At 36.7% G+C, this 23,973-nt stretch carries 21 protein-coding genes and 1 tRNA gene; 16 read left to right on the top strand and 6 right to left on the bottom strand.

Annotation, left to right across the window (positions count from 1 at the left end; translation table 11 throughout):
• Positions 1-14 precede the first annotated feature (14 nt).
• From ftsZ to ACVWNY_RS08600, 9 genes are all read left to right on the top strand, one after another.
• Positions 15-1,247 (top strand): cell division protein FtsZ, encoded by a 1,233-nt coding sequence (gene ftsZ, locus ACVWNY_RS08640; RefSeq protein ID WP_218324887.1) that lies wholly within the window; start codon positions 15-17, stop codon positions 1,245-1,247.
• Between the two features lie 11 nt (positions 1,248-1,258).
• A complete protein-coding gene (locus ACVWNY_RS08635) occupies positions 1,259-1,936 on the top strand; it encodes a YggS family pyridoxal phosphate-dependent enzyme (protein ID WP_454071236.1) in 678 nt (225 codons plus the stop codon).
• 3 nt (positions 1,937-1,939) lie between these two features.
• Positions 1,940-2,563: a cell division protein SepF gene (locus tag ACVWNY_RS08630; protein ID WP_218324889.1), complete on the top strand. Its 624-nt coding sequence runs from the start codon at positions 1,940-1,942 to the stop codon at positions 2,561-2,563.
• A 20-nt stretch (positions 2,564-2,583) separates the two neighbouring features.
• Positions 2,584-2,853, top strand: a complete 270-nt coding sequence (locus tag ACVWNY_RS08625; protein ID WP_343214708.1) for a YggT family protein — start codon at positions 2,584-2,586, stop codon at positions 2,851-2,853.
• A 14-nt stretch (positions 2,854-2,867) separates the two neighbouring features.
• On the top strand, positions 2,868-3,650 hold the full coding sequence (locus tag ACVWNY_RS08620) for a YlmH family RNA-binding protein (RefSeq protein WP_218324891.1): 783 nt from the start codon (positions 2,868-2,870) through the stop codon (positions 3,648-3,650).
• An 18-nt stretch (positions 3,651-3,668) separates the two neighbouring features.
• Positions 3,669-4,394, top strand: coding sequence for a DivIVA domain-containing protein (locus ACVWNY_RS08615; RefSeq protein WP_218324892.1), 726 nt, complete (start codon positions 3,669-3,671; stop codon positions 4,392-4,394).
• A gap of 239 nt (positions 4,395-4,633) precedes the next feature.
• Positions 4,634-7,423: an isoleucine--tRNA ligase gene (gene ileS / locus ACVWNY_RS08610; protein ID WP_454071235.1), complete on the top strand. Its 2,790-nt coding sequence runs from the start codon at positions 4,634-4,636 to the stop codon at positions 7,421-7,423.
• A 97-nt stretch (positions 7,424-7,520) separates the two neighbouring features.
• Positions 7,521-8,057: a 5-bromo-4-chloroindolyl phosphate hydrolysis family protein gene (locus ACVWNY_RS08605; RefSeq protein WP_218324894.1), complete on the top strand. Its 537-nt coding sequence runs from the start codon at positions 7,521-7,523 to the stop codon at positions 8,055-8,057.
• Positions 8,058-8,146: 89 nt separating this feature from the next.
• Positions 8,147-9,055 carry a hypothetical protein gene (locus tag ACVWNY_RS08600; RefSeq protein ID WP_218324895.1) on the top strand — a complete coding sequence of 303 codons (909 nt, stop codon included), beginning with the start codon at positions 8,147-8,149 and terminating at the stop codon, positions 9,053-9,055.
• Between the two features lie 76 nt (positions 9,056-9,131).
• Here ACVWNY_RS08600 and zwf read toward each other — a convergent pair whose 3' ends face one another.
• Positions 9,132-10,652: a glucose-6-phosphate dehydrogenase gene (gene zwf, locus ACVWNY_RS08595; RefSeq protein WP_438719758.1), complete on the bottom strand. Its 1,521-nt coding sequence runs from the start codon at positions 10,650-10,652 to the stop codon at positions 9,132-9,134.
• Between the two features lie 13 nt (positions 10,653-10,665).
• A complete protein-coding gene (locus ACVWNY_RS08590) occupies positions 10,666-11,313 on the bottom strand; it encodes a metal-dependent transcriptional regulator (protein WP_218324897.1) in 648 nt (215 codons plus the stop codon).
• 206 nt (positions 11,314-11,519) lie between these two features.
• On the opposite strand from ACVWNY_RS08590, the gene gltB reads away from it, so the two are divergent.
• Positions 11,520-16,004, top strand: a complete 4,485-nt coding sequence (gene gltB / locus ACVWNY_RS08585) for a glutamate synthase large subunit (RefSeq protein ID WP_454071234.1) — start codon at positions 11,520-11,522, stop codon at positions 16,002-16,004.
• Between the two features lie 2 nt (positions 16,005-16,006).
• Positions 16,007-17,446 carry a glutamate synthase subunit beta gene (locus ACVWNY_RS08580; RefSeq protein WP_454071233.1) on the top strand — a complete coding sequence of 480 codons (1,440 nt, stop codon included), beginning with the start codon at positions 16,007-16,009 and terminating at the stop codon, positions 17,444-17,446.
• A 47-nt stretch (positions 17,447-17,493) separates the two neighbouring features.
• On the opposite strand, the gene ACVWNY_RS08575 is transcribed toward ACVWNY_RS08580, so the two are convergent.
• The gene (locus ACVWNY_RS08575; RefSeq protein ID WP_438719760.1) at positions 17,494-17,865 is read right to left on the bottom strand and encodes a DUF4828 domain-containing protein; all 372 of its coding nucleotides are present in this window, start codon (positions 17,863-17,865) and stop codon (positions 17,494-17,496) included.
• 103 nt (positions 17,866-17,968) lie between these two features.
• On the opposite strand from ACVWNY_RS08575, the gene sfsA reads away from it, so the two are divergent.
• From sfsA to ACVWNY_RS08555, 4 genes are all read left to right on the top strand, one after another.
• Positions 17,969-18,697 (top strand): DNA/RNA nuclease SfsA, encoded by a 729-nt coding sequence (gene sfsA / locus ACVWNY_RS08570; protein ID WP_454071232.1) that lies wholly within the window; start codon positions 17,969-17,971, stop codon positions 18,695-18,697.
• A gap of 16 nt (positions 18,698-18,713) precedes the next feature.
• A complete protein-coding gene (locus ACVWNY_RS08565; protein WP_454071231.1) occupies positions 18,714-19,712 on the top strand; it encodes a Gfo/Idh/MocA family protein in 999 nt (332 codons plus the stop codon).
• A gap of 8 nt (positions 19,713-19,720) precedes the next feature.
• Positions 19,721-20,872 (top strand): DEAD/DEAH box helicase, encoded by a 1,152-nt coding sequence (locus tag ACVWNY_RS08560; RefSeq protein ID WP_454071230.1) that lies wholly within the window; start codon positions 19,721-19,723, stop codon positions 20,870-20,872.
• Positions 20,873-20,924: 52 nt separating this feature from the next.
• A tRNA-Arg gene (locus ACVWNY_RS08555) sits at positions 20,925-20,998 on the top strand.
• A 44-nt stretch (positions 20,999-21,042) separates the two neighbouring features.
• Here ACVWNY_RS08555 and ACVWNY_RS08550 read toward each other — a convergent pair.
• The gene (locus tag ACVWNY_RS08550; RefSeq protein WP_454071229.1) at positions 21,043-21,585 is read right to left on the bottom strand and encodes a DUF3267 domain-containing protein; all 543 of its coding nucleotides are present in this window, start codon (positions 21,583-21,585) and stop codon (positions 21,043-21,045) included.
• Positions 21,586-21,725: 140 nt separating this feature from the next.
• Here ACVWNY_RS08550 and ACVWNY_RS08545 point away from each other — a divergent pair, with 140 nt between their 5' ends.
• Positions 21,726-22,097 carry a YxeA family protein gene (locus ACVWNY_RS08545; protein ID WP_454071228.1) on the top strand — a complete coding sequence of 124 codons (372 nt, stop codon included), beginning with the start codon at positions 21,726-21,728 and terminating at the stop codon, positions 22,095-22,097.
• 104 nt (positions 22,098-22,201) lie between these two features.
• On the opposite strand, the gene ACVWNY_RS08540 is transcribed toward ACVWNY_RS08545, so the two are convergent.
• Together ACVWNY_RS08540 and ACVWNY_RS08535 are read right to left on the bottom strand one after the other, a co-directional pair.
• The gene (locus ACVWNY_RS08540) at positions 22,202-23,437 is read right to left on the bottom strand and encodes an aminopeptidase (protein WP_454071227.1); all 1,236 of its coding nucleotides are present in this window, start codon (positions 23,435-23,437) and stop codon (positions 22,202-22,204) included.
• Positions 23,438-23,461: 24 nt separating this feature from the next.
• The gene (locus ACVWNY_RS08535) at positions 23,462-23,905 is read right to left on the bottom strand and encodes a flavodoxin (RefSeq protein ID WP_438719763.1); all 444 of its coding nucleotides are present in this window, start codon (positions 23,903-23,905) and stop codon (positions 23,462-23,464) included.
• Positions 23,906-23,973: the final 68 nt, after the last annotated feature.

Raw genomic sequence — 23,973 nt, 5'->3', positions numbered from 1 at the left:
GGAGGAATAATAAAATGGAATTCTCTTTAGATAACAATATTAACGAAGGCGCAGTTATTAAAGTTATCGGTGTCGGCGGCGGCGGTGGCAATGCCATCAACCGTATGATCGAAGAAAACGTCAAAGGCGTTGAATTCATCGCGGCAAACACTGATGTTCAAGCTTTAAGAAACTCTAAAGCTGAAACAGTTATTCAATTAGGCCCTAAATACACTCGTGGATTGGGTGCAGGTTCTCAACCAGAAGTAGGACAAAAAGCTGCAGAAGAAAGTGAACAATTAATTTCTGATGCTTTAGAAGGCTCTGATATGGTCTTCATCACCGCTGGTATGGGTGGTGGAACAGGTACTGGAGCGGCACCAATCGTTGCGAGAATTGCTCGTGAACTTGGCGCACTAACAGTCGGTGTAGTCACTCGTCCATTTAGTTTTGAAGGACCAAAACGCGGTCGTTTTGCAGCGGAAGGAATTGCTGCCTTAAAAGAACATGTTGACACATTATTAATCATTTCAAACAATCGCTTACTAGAAGTTGTAGATAAGAAAACTCCAATGTTGGAAGCTTTCCGTGAAGCAGATAATGTTTTACGCCAAGGAGTGCAAGGGATTTCTGATCTAATCACAGCTCCTGGTTATGTTAACTTGGATTTTGCAGATGTGAAAACAATCATGGAAAATCAAGGAACTGCATTAATGGGTATCGGTGTTGCCTCTGGTGAAGAAAGAGTCATTGAAGCGACAAAACGTGCTATTTCTTCTCCATTATTGGAAACATCAATTGATGGAGCTGAACAAGTACTATTGAATATCACTGGTGGTTTGGACATGACTTTATTTGAAGCGCAAGATGCTTCTGATATTGTGACAAGTGCTGCTACTGGCGATGTAAATATTATTTTAGGTACATCAATCAATGAAGATATGGGCGATGAAATCCGAGTAACTGTGATTGCAACAGGCATTGATCCAACAAAAAAAGAACGTAAGACTAGTCGTAGTAACCAACGACCTAGTCAAGTTCAAGCTACATCACAACAAAAAAATGACTTAGATCGTGCTTCCGATAACCAATCAGCTTTCGGTGAATGGGATATCCGAAAAGATGAAACGAATATTCGGCAAAATGTTGCAGATTCACAATTCGATAATGTTGAAAAGAAAGAGTTTGAAACATTTAATCGTGAAGAAGCAAAACCAGAAAAAGACGAAGAATTAGACACACCACCGTTCTTTCGCCGTAGAAAATAGGGGGAGGGCGCATGATCGCTGAAAACTTGCAAAAGATAAAGCAAGAAATTCGTGAGTCGTGTGCTCTTGTTTCTCGTTCGCCAGAAGAAGTCAAGTTGGTGGCAGTGACAAAGAGCGTAGGCTCTGAAGAAGCAGCTGAATTAGTAGATTTAGGTGTATATGATTTAGCTGAAAATCGTGTAGATAAACTATTAGAGAAAAAAGCTGCGTTAGGAGATAACGCAAATATAAAATGGCACCTAATCGGCAATCTTCAAAGACGTAAAGTAAAAAATATAATTAATGAGATTGATTACTTTCACGCTTTAGAGAATGAAAAACTAGCAGAAGAAATAAATAAACGTGCAGAGAAAGTAGTAAAATGTTTCATAGAAATAAATATTTCTGGTGAAGAATCAAAACATGGAATTAAAGCAGAAAATTTGGTCGAATTTGTTGCATTATTAGCTAACTATGAGAAAATTGAAGTAGTTGGGTTAATGACCATGGCTCCACTAGAATCAAGCGAAATTGAAGTTCGCGAAATATTTAGCAAATTAAAAAAATTACAAGAAAAAATTGAACAACAAGAAATCCCTTATGCACCTTGTCATGAATTAAGTATGGGGATGAGCCAAGATTTCCAAATTGCAATTGAATCAGGGACAACTTTTGTCCGAATTGGAACGGCCTTGTTTAGAAAGGATTAGTCGATGGCACTTAGTTTAGCGAGAATTACTGACTTTTTTGGTCTATCAGATGATGAAGAACTTTATGATGAACCAGTCAATCAACCTCAAGCTCCAGTTATGAATCAAAAACCAGTCGTTAATGAAACGCCTCAACCAGTTGAGAATAGACGGGTGGAACCAACTAAACCAGTCGAACAGGCTATGGCAAATAAAGAAAGAATTTCATCAGCAACTAACCAAACAAGAAATAATCAATCAAGAATCAATCGTCCAGCAGCTGTTCAACGACCTGTTGAAAAAGTTGTTGCGATGCCAACAACTAATCAGACTGCGGCAATCAGACGCCGTGAAGAAAGTAATCCAAAAAATAGAATCTCTGTCGTTGAGCCTCGAGCATATTCTGAAGCAATCACGATTGCTAAAAGAATTAGTGGAGGAGAAACGGTCTTGATTAATTTCCAATCTTTGGATGAAGCAAGAGCGCGCCGAGTGGTTGATTTCTTAACTGGCGCTGTTTTCATGATTGATGGTGATATTAAGCGTGTGGGTAATGAAATGTTTTTATGTACACCACAAAATGTTGAAATCGAAAACTCATCGTTGAGTTCAATCGCAAATGATGATATTTTCGGTTTAGAAATGTAGTAGAGGAGTTTTAAATAATGATAATTTTTCTACTAACTATATTGATTCGTTTGGTAGAAGTTTATACCATATTATTAGTAGTATATGCATTAATGTCTTGGTTCCCCGGAGCATACAACACTGGGCTAGGACGATTTTTATCAAGGATTTGTGAACCGTTTTTAAATTTATTTAGAAGGTTACCTTTACAATTTGGAGGAATCGATTTTTCAATTATGGCGGCAGTTATCGTATTAAACTTTGCCGTTAGAATTATCGTTCGAATTGCTAATCAATTATTGTTTTATTAAGGGAGTGAATGGCAGTGAATACAAATGTGTATCAACATTTTAGGCCAGAAGAACGCCCATTTATTGATGAAGTTGGTGATTGGTTGGAACAAGTAGAAAGCCAATATGCGCCATACTTAACCAGTTTTTTAGATCCGCGACAAACATATATTTTAGAAACTTTAATTAAAGAAAATAGTGAATTAAAATATTCATTTTATGGTGGCTATGAAACGGCAGAACGTTTAAGAGCCATGATTTACCCTGAATATTATGAACCAACAATAGATGATTTTGAAATAATGATGGTAGAAGTAAAATATCCAGTGAAATTTACCCAATTATCTCATGGTAAGATTTTGGGGACTTTAATGAGTAGCGGTATTAAACGTGATTATTTTGGTGATATCATTTCCGATGGTGAGCGTTGGCAAGTTTTCTTATCAAAAGAAACAGCTAATTATGTCGAAACCCAAGTTACTAAAATTGGTAAAGTGACTGTTCACTTGGAAGAACGCCCGTACACAGATATTATCTTACCAAAAGATAGTTGGACAGAAGAAACTGATACAACTTCGTCTTTAAGACTTGATACAATCATCTCAACTGTTTATAATATTTCTCGACAACGTTCTAAGCAATTAGTTGAAAGTGGTAAAGTAAAAGTAAACTGGACGGTGAATGAACGACCAGATTATGTATTAGACTTGTTGGATGTTATTTCAGTTCGTGGCTTTGGACGTATTCAAATTCAAGGACTGGAAGGTAAAACTAAAAAAGAAAAAATCCGTTTGCGCTTAGGTGTCTTACGAAAATAAACTGATGAGGTGAAACAGATGGCATTAACACCATTAGATATTCAAAATAAGAGTTTTTCTACTAAAATGCGTGGATATAACCAAGATGAAGTAGATGATTTCTTAGACATGGTGGTTCGCGACTATGAAGAAAGTATCAACAAAAATCGTGAATTGGAAAAGGCATTAAAACATGCTGAAGAAAAACTAGAATACTTTAACGAACTAAAAGAAGCGTTGAATCAAAGTATTGTTGTGGCACAAGATACTGCTGATAAAGTAAAATCATCTGCTAGTAAAGAATCTGAAGTAATGATTACTTCAGCTCAAAACCGTTCAGATGAGTTGTTAGCTAATGCTGAGAAAAAAGCACATCTATTAACAACTACAGCAGAAGAAAAAGCCAAAGAAATTTTATCTGATGCAACCAATCAAGCAAGACAATTGGCTGCTGAAACAAATGATTTGAAAAAAAGCACACGAACTTTCCATCAGCAACTATTATTATTATTGGAAACACAATTGGATCAAGCCAAAAGTGGTGATTGGGATGAGATTTTAAAACCAATGGCGGCTTATGTCGATGATAGTCACGATGTTTTAAAAGCAATTGTGAATGATGAAGCACTTGACAGTACAGAAGAGTTTACGTTAAACTCAGAGCCAGAAGTTTATGATATGCCAGAAGTTGAATATCATGAAGAAGATGACTTAGGTTTAACCATTGATATTCCACAATTAATTTCAGACGAAGAAGATTACTAGAATAGAAAAGCAAAACAATATTCTTTTAGCGAGTCACAGATAGTGAGAGTGTGACAGACCCTATGTTTTGAAAGATCCTCTGGTTAAATTGGCAGAGAAATAAGTAACTGTCAACGGTTCATCTCGTTAGCGATGTTTAAGGAAATCATTGTGATTTCAAATTTGGGTGGTACCACGACCAGTTCGTCCCTTGCGATGAACTGGTCTTTTTTTATATTCTTTTAAGGAGACGATGACTAGTGAAAATGAAAGAAACCTTACAATTAGGAAAAACTGCTTTTCCCATGCGTGGTAATTTACCAAATCGCGAAGGCCAATGGCAAAAAGATTGGGAAGAAGATAAAGTATATGAAGAACGTCAAGCATTAAATGAAGGTAAACCAACTTTTGTCTTACATGATGGCCCGCCATATGCCAATGGCAATATTCATATTGGTCATGCATTAAATAAAATTAGTAAAGATATTATTATTCGTTCAAAATCAATGTCAGGCTTTAGAGCACCTTATGTTCCTGGTTGGGATACTCATGGTTTACCAATCGAGCAAGTTTTAACAAATAAAGGTATTAAACGTAAAGAAATGTCGATGAGTGAATACTTAGAAAAATGTCGTGAATATGCATTATCTCAAGTTGATAAACAACGAACCGACTTTAAACGGTTAGGCGTAGCTGGTGATTGGGATCACCCATACTTAACATTGTCACCAGATTTTGAAGCAGCGGAAATTCGCGTTTTTGGAAAAATGGCCGAAAAAGGCTATATTTACAAAGGATTAAAACCAATCTATTGGTCTCCATCGAGTGAATCTTCTTTAGCTGAAGCGGAAATCGAATATAAGGATGTAAAATCTCCTTCGATTTATGTTGCTTTTAAAGTAAAAGACAGCAAAGGTTTATTAGATGATGATGCTAACTTTATTATTTGGACCACCACACCTTGGACATTGCCTGCTAATTTGGCAATTGCTGTAAATCCTGAATATACTTATGTAGAAGTAGCAGTTGAAGGGAAAAAATTTGTTGTAGCCAAAGATTTATTAGAAACTGTTGGCACCGAACTTGAATGGGAAAATCCAGAAGTTGTAAAAGAATTAAAAGGTTCAGAATTAGAATATATGAAAGCTCAGCATCCATTTTATGATCGTGACTCCTTAGTTATTTTAGGGGATCATGTAACTTTAGATGCGGGGACCGGATTGGTTCATACGGCACCAGGTCATGGTGAAGATGACTATTTTGCTGCTCGTAAATATGACCTTGATGTATTATCACCAGTTGATGATCGTGGGGTATTTACTGATGAAGCGCCTGGATTTGAAGGAATATTTTATGATAAAGCCAATAAGATGATCACTGATTTATTAGCTGAAAAAGGTGCTTTACTCAAATTAGAATTCTTTACTCATAGTTACCCTCATGACTGGCGGACTAAAAAACCAGTAATTTATCGGGCGACACCGCAATGGTTTGCTTCAATTGATAAATTCCGCCAAAATTTATTAGATGAAGTGGAAAAGGTTAACTGGGTCATTCCTTGGGGGAAAACACGTCTATATAATATGGTTCGTGACCGCGGGGATTGGGTAATCTCTCGTCAACGAGCTTGGGGTGTACCGTTACCAATCTTTTATGCAGAGAATGGCGAGCCAATCATCACGCCAGAAACAATTGAACATGTAGCACAATTATTTGAAAAACATGGATCAACAATCTGGTTTGAAAAAGAAGCCAAAGAATTATTACCTGAAGGCTTTACTCATCCAAGTTCTCCAAATGGTGAATTTTCTAAAGAAAAAGATATCATGGATGTTTGGTTTGATTCGGGTTCTTCACATGAGGCTGTACTTCGCCAACGTCCTGAGTTAACCTTCCCAGCTGATATGTATTTAGAAGGTTCTGACCAATACCGTGGCTGGTTTAATTCAAGTATTACCACAAGTGTTGCGATTAATGGTGTGGCACCTTATAAAACAGTCTTGTCACAAGGTTTTGCTTTAGATGGTGAAGGTCGTAAAATGTCTAAATCATTGGGCAATACAATTTTACCAGAAAAAGTAATCAATCAAATGGGTGCGGATATTTTACGCTTGTGGGTAAGCAGTGTTGATTATGAATCCGATGTACGAGTATCAATGGATATTTTAAATCAAGTATCTGAAGTTTATCGTAAAATTCGTAATACGATGCGTTTCCTATTAGCCAATACAACTGATTTTGATCCTAGAAAAAATGGTATTAGCTACGAAGAATTACGCTCAGTTGATAAATACATGATTGTTCGTTTGAATGAAGTGATTAAAAGTGTTCGGGAAGAAGGATATGATAAATATCACTTTATCCACATTTATAAAACAGTGATGAATTTCTTAACGACAGATTTGTCTTCTTTCTACTTGGATTTTGCAAAAGATGTAGTGTACATCCAAGGTGAGGATGATTATGAACGTCGGGCGATGCAAACTGTTTTTTATGAAATTGCGAATTCGGTAACTAAATTATTGACACCAATTATTCCTCATACTGCCGAAGAAATTTGGTCATTCTTGAAAGAAGAAGCAGAGTATGTACAATTGACTGATTTACCAAGCTACCAAGAATATCCTAATCAAACAGAATTGATGGATACTTGGCAAGCCTTTATGGATTTCCGAGAAAAAGTCTTGAAGGCATTGGAAGAAGCACGGAATGCTAAAGTAATTGGTAAATCAATGGAAGCAAAATTAACAATTTATCCAAATGAACAAGTTGCTACTATGTTGAAAGCTGTTGATTCTGATCTTGCTCAGTTATTGATTGTTTCTGAAGACTATTTCAGCGTAGCTAACGGTGAAGTACCAGAAAATGCTATGAAATTTGATGATGTAGCTGTATTAGTGGAAAAAGCAGATGGTGAAGTCTGCGAACGTTGCCGTCAAGTGAGAACAACAGTTGGTGAAGATTCTGAATTATCAACATTATGTCACTCATGTTCAGAAATTGTTCACAAACATTATCCAGAAGCTGTGGCTGAAGGTTTTGAAAATTAACATTTTTAGTCGAGAATTAATTTTCTCGGCTTTTTTTGCATTTAGTTAAAAATAATTGGTATAATCTTGATGAAAAGAGATTATGGGAGTGGAATATATGGGATTTATTGTTGGAATAGTAATTATCGGTTTAGCTATTTGGGGAGGAAATCGATTTTATAGTAGTTATAAAACTAAAAAAGTATTTAATGATCGGCAAAAAAAATACAAAGAGACCCATCAATTATCAGACAAAGATTTAGAATTATTCAAAAAAACAATGGGTGAAATGAAAAATCAAATTCTAGGGATTGAAGAGGCAACAAACAAAAATAAGGATTTAAAAAAGATTGAGAATTCGGAGGCTGGAATAAAATCTGCTAAAGAAATTTTTCAGGAATTAATGGCAGAACCTAATGAGTTAACTAAATATGGTGATTTTATTTATAAAAAATTACCTAGTATGCTAGATGCGTGTATTCGCTTAAATAAAATTGAGGGAACAAAACTGAATTCAAAAGAAATCCGAGAGTCGGTTGATAGTATTTTGGAAACAGTGACGTTTATTTCAGCTAGTATTACCGATGAATATGAAAGGATTGTAAAAGAAGATTCTGAAGAGATTGCTTTGTCGAAAAAAGTGATTGGGAAATAGCCGACAACAAGTTTAATTATTTTCAGAAGTTAACCAAGCTATTGTTATGGATATTAGAGTAAAAAACAAGGAGTAGATAGGGAGATTTTATGGGGAAAAAGAAAAAATTTTTTGATGAATACGATGAGTTGTTTGTTCGTGCTGAGGGCGGAGACAAAAATTCTTTAAAACCGAAAAAGAAGGTAGCTGAGTCAAAACCAAAAATAAAGCCTGCACTAAAACCAAATAAAAAAGCAAAATCAACGAAGAATAGAAAAAAAGTTAGTAATAAATTTAAAACCATAGGAATTGGGATTGTCTGCTTAGTTATTTTCTTGGGGTATTATGGACTGAAAAAAATTGATAGTCCTTTACTTGGTTCAGACACCTCTTTTGAATCAAAGAGTATCAAGCCACTAAAAATTGCAGGTATAAAAGCGACTGAAGAAATCGACTACAGTTTACCGTTGGCAGTTACTGAAGAAGAAAATGGTTTTACTTTTAACCGTGGTTATCAACTTGAAATTAAAGGCGACTGGGATAATGAGGATCCAGAAGGCGACAAAGCTGTTTTGCCATCAAAAGAGGACTACGTTTATTCAAAGGAAGTAGCCAACTTAAAGTTCTATGATGGACGAGACTTTTCTCGCTCTGCTCAAATTGAAATTTCAGGAAATATAACAAAATCATTTTCATCATGGTTAAGTGATCGACGAGATTTCACGAAAGTGTATCCTCAAGAAAAGATTGATGGGATCATGACTGGTTATATTATTGAGTGTGAATATTACGAAAATTCTTCATATGGAAATATTTACCGTTATTTTGTATTCCCAGATGGTACAGGTATTCAAATTAGGACTAGCGTAGGATACGATGTAAAACTTGATCTGACTCCTGATAGTACCTTTTCTGAATTCAAAAAGGTCTTGGCGATCGACTATAAATTTTTGAGTGAAGATTTTGTTTTTAGTAAAATAGCCAATGAGTCAACTGATGTGTCTAATATTGCTGAATAGATATATGTATTTTTTTCAATAGAATAAGAAACAACAAAAGATGAACTGCCCAGGTTTTGGGAAGTTCATCTTTTTTTTAATAATCTAATTTATTTCGTTGTTTATACCATTGTTCTGGTCGCCAAATCCAGTGAGCACCATCAGCTTTCAACAAATCAAAAGCTTCATTTGGTCCCATTGTTCCTGCAGTATAATTAGGGAAACTTGGAATGAAATGTTCCCAAGCTACTCGAATGCGGTCAACAATCTCCCAAGAATTACGAACTTCATCCCAATGAGAAAAGTTTGTTCCATCGCCATGTAATGCATCTAACAATAATTTTTCATACGCTTCAGGACTATTTACTGTGATTTCTTCGCTTTGACGGAAATCTAGTTTTACGGGTTCTGTTGCAAAACCTTGACCGATTTGTTTACCGTTTAACATCAATGAGAAGCCTTCAGTTGGTTGAATGTAAATTGTTAAAACATTTTGCTCAGCCAATTGGACATTGTTGTCACTCTCATTATTAAAGTTAAAAACATTAACTGGTACTTGTTTGAAGACGATATTAATTCGTGTACCTTTTTCAGTCATTCGTTTACCCGTTCTGATATAAAATGGAACACCTGACCAACGGAAATTATCAATTAAGAATTTTCCAGCGACAAATGTTTCTACGTTGGAGTCTGATGCGACATTTGGTTCATCACGGTAAGCAATAAATTCTTTATCATCAAGAGAACCAGCAGCATATTGACCACGAGTGAAATTTTTCATAACTTCTGTCTTATCATATCGTCTGATGGCTTCTAAAACTTTAATTTTTTCTTGGCGAATGCTTTTATCAGAAAAAGAAGTAGGGACTTCCATTGCTAATAAGGCAACCACTTGTAAAATATGGTTTTGGACCATATCTCTTAAAGCACCACTATTTTCATAATAACCACCACGATCTTCTACACCTAAGCTCTCAGCAAAAGTAACTTGGACATTTTCGATGTAGCGATTATTCCAAAGAGATTCAAAAATATTATTGGCAAAACGGATAACTGCAATGTTTTGCACCATTTCTTTACCCAAATAATGATCAATTCTGAAAATATCTTCTTCTGCAAAAGCAGTTGTAATTTGTTCATTCAGAATAGTTGCCGTTTTTAAATCAGAGCCAAAAGGTTTTTCAATTACCAGACGGTTAAATCCAGTGTCTGTTAAGACGGATTGATCTTTTAAATGACTAACAATTGTGCCAAAGAATTGAGGTGACATCGCTAGGTAATATAAACGATTGCCCTTTAATTTATATTTTTCATCTAATGTATTAGATAGTTCACGCAATTCATTGTAGTGAGCAGCATCATTTACATCATGCGATAAATAATAGAAATGACTAGCAAAGGCAAAGGCTTCATCACTGGTAGGATTTAATTCTTGGATGGATTCTTTTACAACTTCTCTATAATAATCATCCGTCCATTCTCTGCGAGCCGTACCAATCACGGCAAAACGATAATCTAAACTACCTTTTTTAAATAAACGAAACAAAGAAGGATATAACTTTCTCTTAGCTAGATCACCGGTTCCCCCAAAAATAGTAAATAGTGCTGTCTGTTCCATAGAATTCCACTCCTTAAAGTTGGTCGACAAAGATAGTTGTAGCAGCTTTGTAGCTAATGGCAACTTCTCTATCTTGATTTTTTAGTGTGATTGGTCCTTCGTAAGCTGCGATATTCGTAATGGTATATCGGTCATGGATTTTAACATTTAATGAAACCAAGTAATCCAATAATTCTTTTTCATCTAAAACCCGAGCAATTTCAATTTCTGTATTGATTGGATAGTCAATCAAAGTTGCGCGTTTTTTTTCATGGATTGCCTCGCCATGTTTCGGAATCATGCCGCCATGGGGACATAATTTTGGATATTTTAGGTAACTATCTAATTTTTCTTCTAACATTTCAGAGGTTACATGTTCTAAAACTTCCGCGTCATCATGCACTTCATTCCATGAAAAAGACAAATGGTCCACTAGAAAAACTTCCCAAAGACGATGTTTGCGGACTAAGGCGCTAGCCTTTTGTAAACCTAGTTCTGTTAGTTGTACACCTTGATAGGGTGAATGGTCAACTAATCCCTCTTTTACCAGTTTTGAAATCATCTCGCTAACTGAAGCACCAGAAATGGCTAAACCAGCGACAATTTTTTTGTTGCTGACTTTCTCAACATCTCCGCCTAATTCTAATATTAATTTTAAATAATCTTCACGATTGGGTGTCATAAGCTAGTCATCCTTTCAAACCTTTAGAATATCATATAAATTCTATCAAAAAAAGGGTTTTATTTCCAAAAATCAGAACTAAAATAGTAATTAAGGTACTTGTCGATTAAAATATTTTACGATCAAGTATTGCCTAAATATTATAAAAAAGGTAGTATATTAAAAAGAAATGAGAATTTTCAAAAAATAATAAGGATTGGTGTCTAATGTTAAGTCAGCAAATTGCTAAAACACAAACCATGTATGATCCATCTTTTGAAAAAGATGCCTGTGGAATGGGTTTTATTGCCCAAATCGAGGGGAAAGCCTCTCATGAATTAGTCGAACACGCATTAACGATGTTGGAACGAATGAACCATCGTGGTGGGACAGGCGCTGAGCCAGATACTGGTGATGGTGCTGGGATCTTGTCAACAATTCCTGACAGATTTTTCCGCAGAGTAGCAAATGATGCTGGCGTATCTCTTCCAAAAATTGGCGATTACGCCGTGGGAATGTTCTTTTTACCTCAAGAGCCTAAACAAAAAGATGGTTTACTACAAGCTCTTGTAAAAGATATTCAAGAAGCTGGTTATCCAGTAATCTGGCAGAGAGATGTCCCTTTTCAGTATGAAAATTGCGGTCCTGGCGCGCAAAAAGTAATGCCTAGCTTTGTGGAAGTCTTCATTAAAAGACCGTTAGATGTTCCTGCAGGACGAATCTTTGAAGATAAATTATACACGATTCGTCGCCAGCTAGAAAAAACTTTTAATCATGATGAATTAGCAATCTGTTCATTATCTGCTAAAACAATCGTTCATAAAGGAATGCTACATGCTTATCAAGTAGGTATTTTTTACAATGATTTAAAAGAAGCTGATTATGAAGCAAGTATAGCAGTCGTTCATTCACGATTTTCAACCAATACTTTTCCCAGCTGGGATCGGGCACAGCCTTTCCGCTTCTTAGCTCATAACGGAGAAATCAATACCTTACGAGGCGCAGAAAATTGGATGAAGAGCCACGGAATAGAAGTATATAATGAAGAAGATTCTGACTCAGCGAAGTTAGAAAACTGTATGGAATATTTGTACCGTAATGGTCGTGATATTCCTCAAGCGTTATTAATGATGGTTCCAGAAGCGTGGTCAAAAGAAGCAAATTTAAGTGAAGAATTAACAGCCTTTAATGAATATAATGCGAGTTTCATGGCACCATGGGATGGTCCAGCTGCTTTATGTTTTACTGATGGAGAAACTGTTGGTGCCTTTTTAGATAGAAATGGTTTAAGACCTTCTCGTTATTTGTTTACTAAAGATGGGTATGTCCAAGTGGCTTCAGAATCTGGCGTAATTGATTTTGAACCTTCAAACATAATTGAAAAAGGTGTTTTAGGACCAGCAAACATGATTCTAGTGGATACCGTTAACGGAAAATTTTTGCGTAACGACGAGATAAAAGCCCACTATGCTGAAAAAAATGATTATAGCACTTGGTTGACAGAAAATCGTTTAGAAATTTCTGATCTTTCGACAGATGAAGTCCCAACAAATCAAATGGATGAAAAAGAATTACAAAGACTGTGGAAATTAAATGGCTACACTGACGATATTATTCGCGGTTTAATTGTGCCGATGGCTGAGAATGGTGAAGAGCCAGTTATTTCAATGGGCTTTGATTCTCCATTAGCCATTTTAAGTGAAAAGCCTCAATCCTTATTTACTTATTTTAAACAACAATTTGCTCAAGTAACAAATCCACCGATTGATGCGATTCGTGAACAACTGGTTATCGGAACTGAAATGTTTCTTGGTTGTGATAGCGATGTGAAAATTGATACAGCTGCAAATTGCCGTAAATTAAAAATTGAAAGTCCCGTTTTATCAACAGAAGATTTCCAAAAAATAACCACTTTAAATGAAGATGGTCAACGAACAGTGATTGTCTCCACCACTTATTCGATTAAGGAAAGTGATCTAGAAGATGCCTTAGATCAAATGTTTAAAAAAGCGGAAGCTGCGGTGGATGATGGTGCTACAATTATTGTGTTAAGTGATCGAGAAACTGCACCAGAAAAAATGGCAATACCGATCTTATTAGCTGTTTCAGGCTTACACAATCATTTAGTTCGGCGTGGTAAAGGATCACAAACAAGTCTAGTTGTCGATGCGGCAGAAGTTAGTGAAGTCCATCATTTTGCTACATTGATTGGTTATGGTGCTTCGGCAGTTCATCCGTATGGGGCTTATGCTACTTTACACGATTTTGATTTAGCACAAAATGCAGAAAAATATCGTAAGGCCTGCGAAAAAGGTATCGTAAAAGTGATGTCTCGGATGGGAATCTCAACGATTGCTGGTTACCATGGCGCACAGTTATTTGAAGCAGTAGGTATTTCACCGTCAGTGACAGATGTTTATTTCACTGGAACAGCTAGCCGTTTGGGTGGCTTATCATTAAATCAAATTGAAGCTGAATATCTAAAACGCCATGAAGCAGCATATGGTGTGAAGCAAGCTGATTTTTTACCTTCTGGCGGATCATTCCAATATAAAGCAGATGGCGAGCATCATTTATACAATCCAACAACAATTTATAATTTCCAAAAAGCAGTTCGTGCAGGAGATTATCAATTATTTAAAGAGTATACGAAAGAAATGGATGATACTAGTATTGAAACACCTACGACATTACGTTCAATGTGGGAATTCAATTCTACTCGTCCAGCCGTAAAATTATCTGAGGTTGAACCAGCGAAAAATATTGTGAAACGTTTTAAAGTTGGTGCGATGTCGTATGGTTCATTAAGTGAAGAAGCCCATAAATGTTTAGCTGAAGCGATGAACGCGATTGGCGCAAAATCAAACAGTGGTGAAGGTGGCGAAAATCGTAATCGTTTTAAACCAACAGCCGATGGTCGCAATTTTAATTCAAAAATTAAACAAGTTGCTTCTGGACGTTTTGGTGTGAATGCAGAATATTTAATGAGTGCCGAAGAATTACAGATAAAAATGGCCCAAGGTGCAAAACCGGGTGAGGGTGGTCAATTACCAGGGAATAAAGTCTTTCCTTGGGTAGCTGAAATCCGCGGATCAACGCCAGGAGTACGTTTAATTTCACCACCACCTCATCACGATATTTATTCAATTGAGGATTTAGCACAGTTGATTCATGATTTAAAAACAATTAATCCTTACGCAAAAATTAATGTGAAATTGGTTTCTAGCACTGGTGTCGGCACAATTGCTACTGGTGTGGTGAAAGCTGGCGCAGATATCGTAGTTATTTCTGGTTATGATGGTGGAACCGGTGCTTCTCCAAGAAATTCTGTTCGTGATGCAGGCCTGCCTTGGGAAATGGGCTTGGCGGAAGCGCATCAGACGTTAGCTATGAATAATTTACGTCAAAGAATGACTTTAGAAACTGATGGCAAGTTGATGACTGGCCGCGATATTGCGATGGCAATTTTGTTAGGAGCAGAAGAATATAGTTTTGCCTCTTTGGCATTGGTTTCAATTGGTTGCGTCATGATGAGGGTTTGTTCATTAAATACTTGTCCTGTCGGGGTGGCTACCCAAAATCCGGCATTACGAAAATTCTTTGTTGGTAAGCCAGAACATGTTATCAATATGATGATGTTTTTAGCAGAAGATTTAAGAGAAATCATGGCAGAATTAGGCTTCAGAAGTATTGATGAAATGATTGGTCATACAGAAGTATTGCAACCACGTTTTGTTGCTAAGGGTAAAGCAAAATCACTTGATTTTTCTCGGATGCTATCGACATCTGTTGGGATTGAACGGAAAGTTGAAGATCCTTTTAAAGAAAAACGTCAATGGAAAGAATTGGATAGCTTTGCAACAGCGGCAATTGAAAATGGTGAGGTTGTTGAAGTTGAACAAGCAATTAATAATGTCAGTCGGACAGTCGGAGCAAGAATGGGTGGCTGGATTGCTGAACGATTTGGTAATTATGAATTAACACCGGGACAATTAAAATATACTTATCATGGCATTGCCGGTCAAAGTTTCGCTTCATTTATTACACAAGGAATGGAGCTGAAATTAATTGGTGAAGCTAATGATTATGTTGCTAAAGGATTGAGTGGAGGACGTTTGATTATTGTTCCACCAGCTGATGCCGGTTATGATGTAGAGCATTCTCAAATCGTTGGAAATGTGGCTTGTTTTGGTGCCAATCGTGGAGAAGCTTTTTTCCGTGGTCGTGCCGGAGAACGTTTCTGTGTTAGAAATTCTGGTGCAAATGTTGTGGTTGAAGGTGTTGGCGAACATGGGTGTGAATATATGACTGGCGGAGTCGCGGTGATATTAGGCTCAACTGGACGTAATTTTGCCGCAGGTATGTCTGGTGGCGTAGCTTACATTTATGATCCAGATAATGTGTTCCCTGGTAAATGTAATATGGAAATGGTGGATTTATACAAATTAGATGAATCTGGCGATGATAGTATCTTAAAAGAAATAATTCAAAATCATTTGGCCTATACTGATTCCTTGAAAGCGGCAGAATTATTAAATGATTGGGATAATCAAAAACAACATTTTGTGAAAGTTTATCCTCGAGAATATCATGAAATGATCGATGTAACAGAACAATTAGCAAAAACAGGCTTAAGTGGTGATGAGTTACTAGAAAAAGCCTTCGTGGAAGTTGTCGGTGAGCAAACAGCACCGGCTGGAAAGGGGCAATAATTATGGCAGATCCATTTGGCTTTTTAAAGTATCCAAGAAAAGATAATCCTTATCGCCCAGTAGATGAACGAATTACTGATTGGGAAGAATTACAAGTCCCTCTTAGCACTGAAGAGCGAAAAGAACAAGCAGCTCGTTGTATGAATTGCGGTATTCCATTTTGTCATACCGGTGTGTTTTATGGCGGTAAACGTGCAGTTTCAGGTTGCCCCAATGATAATTTAATTCCTGAGTGGAATGATTTGGTTTTCCGCGGTGAGTTTAAAAAAGCATTTGAACGTTTAGTAGCAACCAATCCTATTCCAGAAATGACTGGGCGTGTCTGTCCAGCTCCTTGTGAAAAATCTTGTACTGAAGGTTTAAATGGTTCAGGTGTGGCAATTCATGACAATGAACGATTTATTATTGATACCGCTTTTGAAAATGGTTGGGTAGAAGCGACTGGAAAACCAGAAAATCGTACTAATTTTAAAGTGGCTATCGTAGGCTCTGGGCCAGCAGGATTATCAGCGGCTTGGCGTTTAAACCAATTGGGTCATCAAGTGACTGTTTTTGAAAGAAATGATCGACCTGGCGGATTATTAATGTATGGGATTCCTAATATGAAATTGGATAAAGACGTTGTGAATAGACGGATCCAAGTAATGGAAGATTGCGGTATTAAATTTGAGGTAAATACTGAAGTGGGTGTCGACATTAGCCCAGAGGATTTACAAACAGCTTTTGATCGTGTCATTATAACTAGTGGTGCAACAGTTCCTCGAGACTTACCAGCAGACGGTCGTCAATTAAAAGGGATTGAATTTGCTGTAGATTACTTATCAGAAGTGACAAAAGATGTTTTAAAATATGGCAAAGATGCAACCAGTAAAAAATTGGCAGGTAAACACGTAATTGTTATTGGTGGTGGTGATACTGGAAATGACTGTATCGCTTCAGCCATTCGTCAAGGGGCAGCTTCTGTTAAACAATTGGAAATCACCCCCAAATTACCAGCTGAAAGAGTGGATAATAACCCTTGGCCAGAGTATCCAATGACCGATCGAACAGGTTACGGTCAAGAAGAAGCTTTGGCTACAGGAGAAGGTCAATTAACTTATTATGCGACTTCAACTACTGCTTTTATTGGCGCTGAACGCGGTCAAGTCATTGCGATTGAAACAACTGAAGTAGATAATCGATTCCAACCAATTGCTGGTACTGAACAAGTGATGAAAGCAGATTTAGTTTTATTAGCAATGGGCTTTACTGGACCAGAACAACGATTATTAGAAGGTTTTGATGTTCATGAAGTATACGAAGATTATACAACCGATAATGAACGAGTATATGCTGCCGGCGATGCTAAACGAGGGCCAAGCCTAGTTATCTGGGCCATTCGTGAAGGTCGTAAAGCAGCTGAACAAGTAGATCAAATGTTACGCACATTAGTTTATCAATAAAAAAAAGCCGAAACGAAAAGTAAAAATTCGTTTCGGCTTTTTTGCCTTTAGTTTTCTTTTAAGGGTATAATAGGTAAAGTAATGTCATCGGCCTCATCATAAATGGCAGCGGGTTGACCATCATTAGTTGAAATAACGAGGTGGTAGCCTAAAGGATCCTGCATCGCAAATTTTTCCGCAGTTAACTCAATCATTTGATATTTTAAGTCTCGTCCATCAATTTTGATAGAGAAGTCAGGATAAATTGTCAGCTCGTGTTGGGTCTGTTCTTTTGGATTGGAAAATTGCCAAGTGCCGGTATAAGTACCGGAAATATCGCTTAGATTAGGTGCACTTTGCGGTTCTTTTTTCAAAACTTTTTTTCCTAAAAAAATAGCAGCCAAAGAAGCCGAGAGAAATAATGGCCAACGGTTACGCATGTCAGGAACTCCTTTCAAAAATCTTTATCAATACTATACCGTAAAATAAAAAAAATGACCATCAGACTTAAGCAGGAGTTTGTTGTTAAAGGAATGAGAAAGCTTGCAATATTCAAATATTCAATTGGCTTACTTTATTGATCGCCCCAATCGGTTCATTGCTCATTGTCGTTTAATTGAAACTGGAGAAATCGTCGTTGCCCATGTAAAAAATACTGGACGTGGCAAGGAAGTTTTCTTAGTAGATGCACTGGTGGCTTTAAACTATCAACCAGCCGCAACTCGGAAAACTGATTATGACTTAGTTGCGGTAAAGAAAGAGGAAATGTGGATTAATATTGATTCACAAATTCCTAATGCATTAGCAGCTGAAGCGATTTTGAATAGGCAAATAAAATTACCCGGTTTAAAAGGAAATATTACTTTATTAAAACGAGAGTATCGTTACCAACAAAGTAAATTCGATATTTATTTTGAAACTGATCAAGCTGAAAAAGGCTTTGTAGAAGTTAAAGGAATGACCTTGGAAAATCAAGGAATCGGTGCCTTTCCAGATGCACCAACGATACGAGGGCTAAAACATGTCAATGAATTGATACATGCAAAAGTCGCAGGTTACTCCAGTTATCTACTTTTTATTGTCCAATTTCCAAAAGTAACAGTTGCAACAATTCATCGTGAGATGCAGCCGGCATTAGCGGAAACGATGGCTCAAGCACAAGAAAATGGGGTAGTTGTTTTGGCGTATAATTGCCAAGTAAGTCCTGATACAATTGAGGTTGATCACGAGGTTCCATTTAATTTATATCAGAATTTTAATGATCCCAATTAATGAAAGGCGGATGAATATGATTAAACTAGGTATTATTGGTACGAATTGGATTACAGATCAATTTGTAGAGGCAGCTTTGGAATCAAAAAAATATCACTTAAAAGCAGTGTATTCAAGAGAATTAGAAACAGCAAAAAAATTTGGCGAAAAGTATGCTGGAAAGATTGAATATGCTGATGATCTGACCACGTTCTTTAATTTAGCTATTGATACTGTTTATATTGCTTCACCGAATAGTTTGCATTTTCCCCAAGCAAAGCAAGCAGTTTTGGCGGGGAAAAATGTCATTGTCGAAAAGCCCGCTTTTTCCAATCCAACCGAATTTGAAGAATTGGTTCATTTAGCTAATCAAAAGCGCGTCTTCTTTTTTGAAGCAGCAAGAAATATTCATGAAGAATCCTTCAAAGCTATTACTAAACGATTGCCTGATAATGACCACATAATCGGGGCTGATTTAAGTTTTATGAAATACTCTTCTCGCTATGATTTAGTCTTAGCTGGAGAAGAACCAAATATTTTCTCACCTCATTTTTCTGGTGGTGCAGTGATGGATTTGGGTGTTTATCCGATTTATGCAGCTATTGCATGGTTTGGTATGCCGAGAGAAAGTCATTATTTTAGTCAAAAAATTGCTACTGATGTGGATGGAATTGGTTTTGCAATTTTACGTTATGAGACGTTTGATGTATCGATTCGAACTGGAAAAATTAGTGATAGCTATCAAAAATCAGAAATTTATTTGGATGAGGGAACACTGGTCTTAAATGCAATTAATTCAATTAATCAAGCAACTTTCCATCGTCACGATAAATCTGTTGAAGAAATTACGCTCCAATCACTGGAAAATCCAATGATTGAAGAAGCGTTAGATTTTGCCAAAATTATGAATCATCCTAAAGATGTTGAATTGGGTGAATTGTATCAAGAATGGGTTGAACTGGCTCGAAATGTTAACCAAGTATTATACGATTTACGAAAAAGTGCCGGCATCGTCTTTGATGCTGATCAGAAATAGAGGGAATTATGGAATTAAAAGATTTTTTACAAACAAATTGGGAACAAGCTGGTTTTGATCAACCAGTAAAGATTCAAGCAGCTGTGTTTGAACCAATCACAAGTGGTGAAAATATTATTGGCATTGCACCAACTGGTAGCGGAAAAACCTTAGCTTATTTATTGCCGTTAATGAACCAGTTAGAAAATGGCAAAATGGGGCAAGTGTTAATTCTGACTTCATCTCAAGAATTGGCGATGCAAGTTGTCAATGTTGCCCGAGAATGGTTAGTTGGTTCAGGTATGAAAGTCCAAAGCTTAATTGGTGGCGCCAATGTTAAACGTCAGCAAGAAGCGTTGAAGAAAAAACCTGAATTATTGGTTGGGACGCCCGGTCGTGTCTATGAATTAATTCAGAGCCGTAAACTTAAAACCCAAAATTTTAAAACTATCGTCTTTGATGAAGTCGATCAATTATTAACGGGCCAAAGCTTACAATTGATTAAAAATATTCTGAAAGCTAGTGACAACCAAGTGCAACGTCTTTATTTTTCAGCCACGGCACAAGCGGTTGTTGAAGAAATTCAACAGCTTGATGATGAAGTAAAGATTATTGACGTAACCAAAATAGATGATAGTCAAGGTGAAGTTGCTCATTACTTTATTACAACCAATCAACGAAAAAAAGTTGATGTCTTAAGACGTTTATTAAATATGCCTGAATTTTGGGGCTTGATTTTCTTTAATCAAGTCAGTGAGTTAGGCGTTGCTGAAGAAAAATTGTTGTTCCACAAATTACCAATTGCTAGTTTAGCTTCTGATCAATTTAAGACCGCCAGAAAAGATGCTTTGGCGGCTTTTAAAAAACATCAAATAAATGGATTGTTAACTACCGATGTTGGTAGTCGTGGATTGGATATTTCCGGATTAGCAATCGTTGTGAATGCCGATTTTCCAATCACTAAGGAAAGTTATTTACATCGTTCAGGTCGTGTGGGTCGAATGGGTCAAAGCGGCATGGTCATTTCTTTAATCGCTTCCCATGAAGAAAGTGATTTGCGAAAAATAAAAAAACAATTGGGAGTGGACTTCACAGAGGTTTTCGTTCATGGTGGTGGTCTTGTTTTAGAAAGACCTGAAAAAATTGAAAAAACTAAAAAAAAGAAAAAAGGTCAAAAATAATTGTTAACCAACTTGCTTTAATTAGTTGAAATGGCTAAAATAAAAAGCAGTTGTTCTCGTAGCTCAGCAGGATAGAGCAATCGCCTCCTAAGCGATAGGTCGCCGGTTCAATTCCGGCCGAGGACGTAAAAAGAGTTGAATTGAGTGAGAAAACTCAATTCAACTCTTTTTTATTTATAGAAACTAATTCCAATAGGTGTATCTTCAATTAAACTTCCTTTTGGTGCTTTTAAAATCAAAACAATATAATAAAAATCACCGATACAGCCGCTACCATGGATGGTGGCTAAAAATAGAAAGACAAATAAAGATAGCATATTTAAAGCAAAGGCAACTACCAATAAAAGAGAAACAATAATAAATGGAGAGATGGCAATAATAAAAAATTGTTTTCGTGAATAAAAAGAGCCAGGACTGGTAGCATAAGCCATCCCATTTTTAAAACCGAAATTGACTTTTCCTTGTGGCTGAAACATTTTAAAAAACAAACCGTGAATCGCTTCATGGAGGACTAAACAAAGAAAAAGCAACACTAGAGCAAACAAAAGCATCGGAAAAGAAATCTCGCTAGATAGACTTTGTCGTTGACTGATAAAGCTTGTAAGGATCAAAAAAAGTGTACCTATAATAAAAAATAAAAGAATAGAGCCGATATTCAACAGAATAATGGCTTTTTTATTGTTTAATATATCAACTTCTCGATATAACTTCATCCTAAACCTCCAATTTTTTCTTATTACTATAACATAAGTAATCTTTAAAGTGACAAAGCTGTAAGTAAAAATTGAGACTTAAGACGGAATAATTAATGATTCAACTCAGGTAAATTATTCTTATCGGAGGAGGAAAATAAATGAAATTTATTAAAGGTATATTGTCACTGGTCGTTATAATGTTTTTAGTTTGTGTAGGTGGTGTGTTTTTTACTAAAGGAAGTTCAAATGAAGCAGCAGCTATCTTTGACCAATTAAATCCATTAGTTCAAAAAGGAGAAGTTTATGTTAAAACTAAAGCTCCAGATACTGTGAATGAATATGGAACGGCCAGTTATCAACAATTAGCTGCTGACTCAAATGGAAAAACCAGACAGATTTCCTTTAACGGCTTGTCGACACTAAAAGAAAATCGTTATTTAAAATTAACCAACAAAGGCGCTCACGTGGAGACTTATCAAGAAGTCAATCAAGCAGAAGTCCCTGCCGCTGCTTTAGAGCAAATCAATTAAAAAGCTGATCAATGTAAAATTAATTACATTGATCAGCTTTTCTTATTGATAAAAACTAATACCGATTGACTTACTTTGAACAACACTTCCAATATTTTAAATAATTAAGCCCAGTCGCCGTTTCTAAAAATAGGGACCAATGAGCCGTCTTCGCGAATGCCATCAATTGACATTTCTGCCGAGCCAACCATAAAGTCTACATGGGTTTGACTACTATTTAAACCAGCTTGATTTAATTCTTCTTCAGACATTTCAGTACCATCTTTGACACTAAATGGATAAGCAGCACCTAGTGCTAAATGGTTTGAAGCATTTTCATCAAATAAAGTATTGTAGAATGTAATACCAGATTGAGAAATTGGTGACGGATCTGGGACTAAGGCAACCTCGCCTAGAGAATCGGCTCCTTCAATTTCTAGTAACGATTTAAGAACTTCTTCACCACTTTCAGCTGAAAAATCAACAACTTTACCAGCTTTGAAAGTAAATTTCATATTGTTTAAAGTGTTACCAGCATAGCTTAATGGTTTTGTACTAGTAATGTAACCATCAATTCGATTTTTATCTGGAGCGGTAAAGACTTCTTCTGTTGGCATGTTTGCCATAAATTCTTTACCGTCTGCCGCAAACGAACCGGCCCCTTCCCAGATATGATTTTTCGGTAAACCAATCACAATATCCGTTCCTGGTGCTGTGTAGTGAAGGGCAGAGAACTGCTCTTTGTTTAATTTTTCTGCTTGGTTTCGCATTGTTTGGTCGTGTTCTTGCCACGCTGCAACAGGATCGTCACTGTAAATTCGAGTTGTTTTGAAAATTTCATCCCATAATGCATCCACTTGCGCTTCTTGACCCTCAATATTTGGAAAGACTTTTTTTGCCCATGCAGGACTTGCCGCAGCAACAACCGTCCAGCGTAATTTATTCGATTGCGTTGCTTGCATGACTGATTGTAGAGCTTTCCCACGTGCCGCTTGATAAGTTGCGACTCTACTATTATCTACTCCAGCTAACGCATCGGGATCTTGAGAGATAATACTGATACGTGTGACACGTTTTTCGGCAAAATCATCTGCTTCAGCCTTTTTATAATCTGGAATCGTCGCAATTTTTTCAGCACTAGCATGGGTTAAAAATTCTCTCTGGATGGTGTCATCGTTCCATTGAACTTGGACTTCATCGGCACCAAGTGCATAGGCATTTTTTGTGACTAGTCGGGCTAAGGGTGCCTGGTCAACACTAGCATAAACAATCACTGTATCTCCTTTCTGAACATTTACGCCGACTTTTGTAATTAAACGTGCGTATTTTTTTAGCAATTCATCAAAATAAGATAAAACCATTTTTAATTCCTCCAATTTTATAGATTAATTCGCCACTGCGGCAATTTTTTTGGCAAAAGCTTCTAGGTTTTGAATATCTTCTTCTTCGGCGTTTGTATCGACTTTAACAAAATCAGCACCCTTTATTGCACCAGTTTTTTCAAAAGCCTCTTCAAAACGGTTCACACTAGTAGCAAAATTTTCATAAAAAGTATCGCCAGAACCCACGACACCATATATTTTTCCAGTTAAATCTAATTCTTGCAATTCCTCATAAAAGTCTTTCATTTCTTCTGGCAAGTCGCCTTCGCTGTAAGTGTAAGTGGCGACGATACAGATGTCAGCGGATTCAAAGTCTTCGGCCTCGACAGCGCCGACCTCTTCCATTTCAACCTCAATCGCAAGGTCTTCAAGGGTTTCGGCAACAACATCAGCAATTTCTTCAGTATTCCCTGTTAAACTAGCAAAAACAATTTTTGCAACGGTCATATGATAACTTCCTCCTTAAGGAACGATCTATTAAAATTATAGCAAGCAGAAAGGGTGGTGTAAATAAA

The sequence above is a fragment of the Enterococcus sp. JNUCC 77 genome (assembly GCF_054819945.1).
The sequence above is the reverse complement of the archived record's forward strand: the minus strand, read 5'-3'. Positions and strand labels throughout refer to the sequence as shown.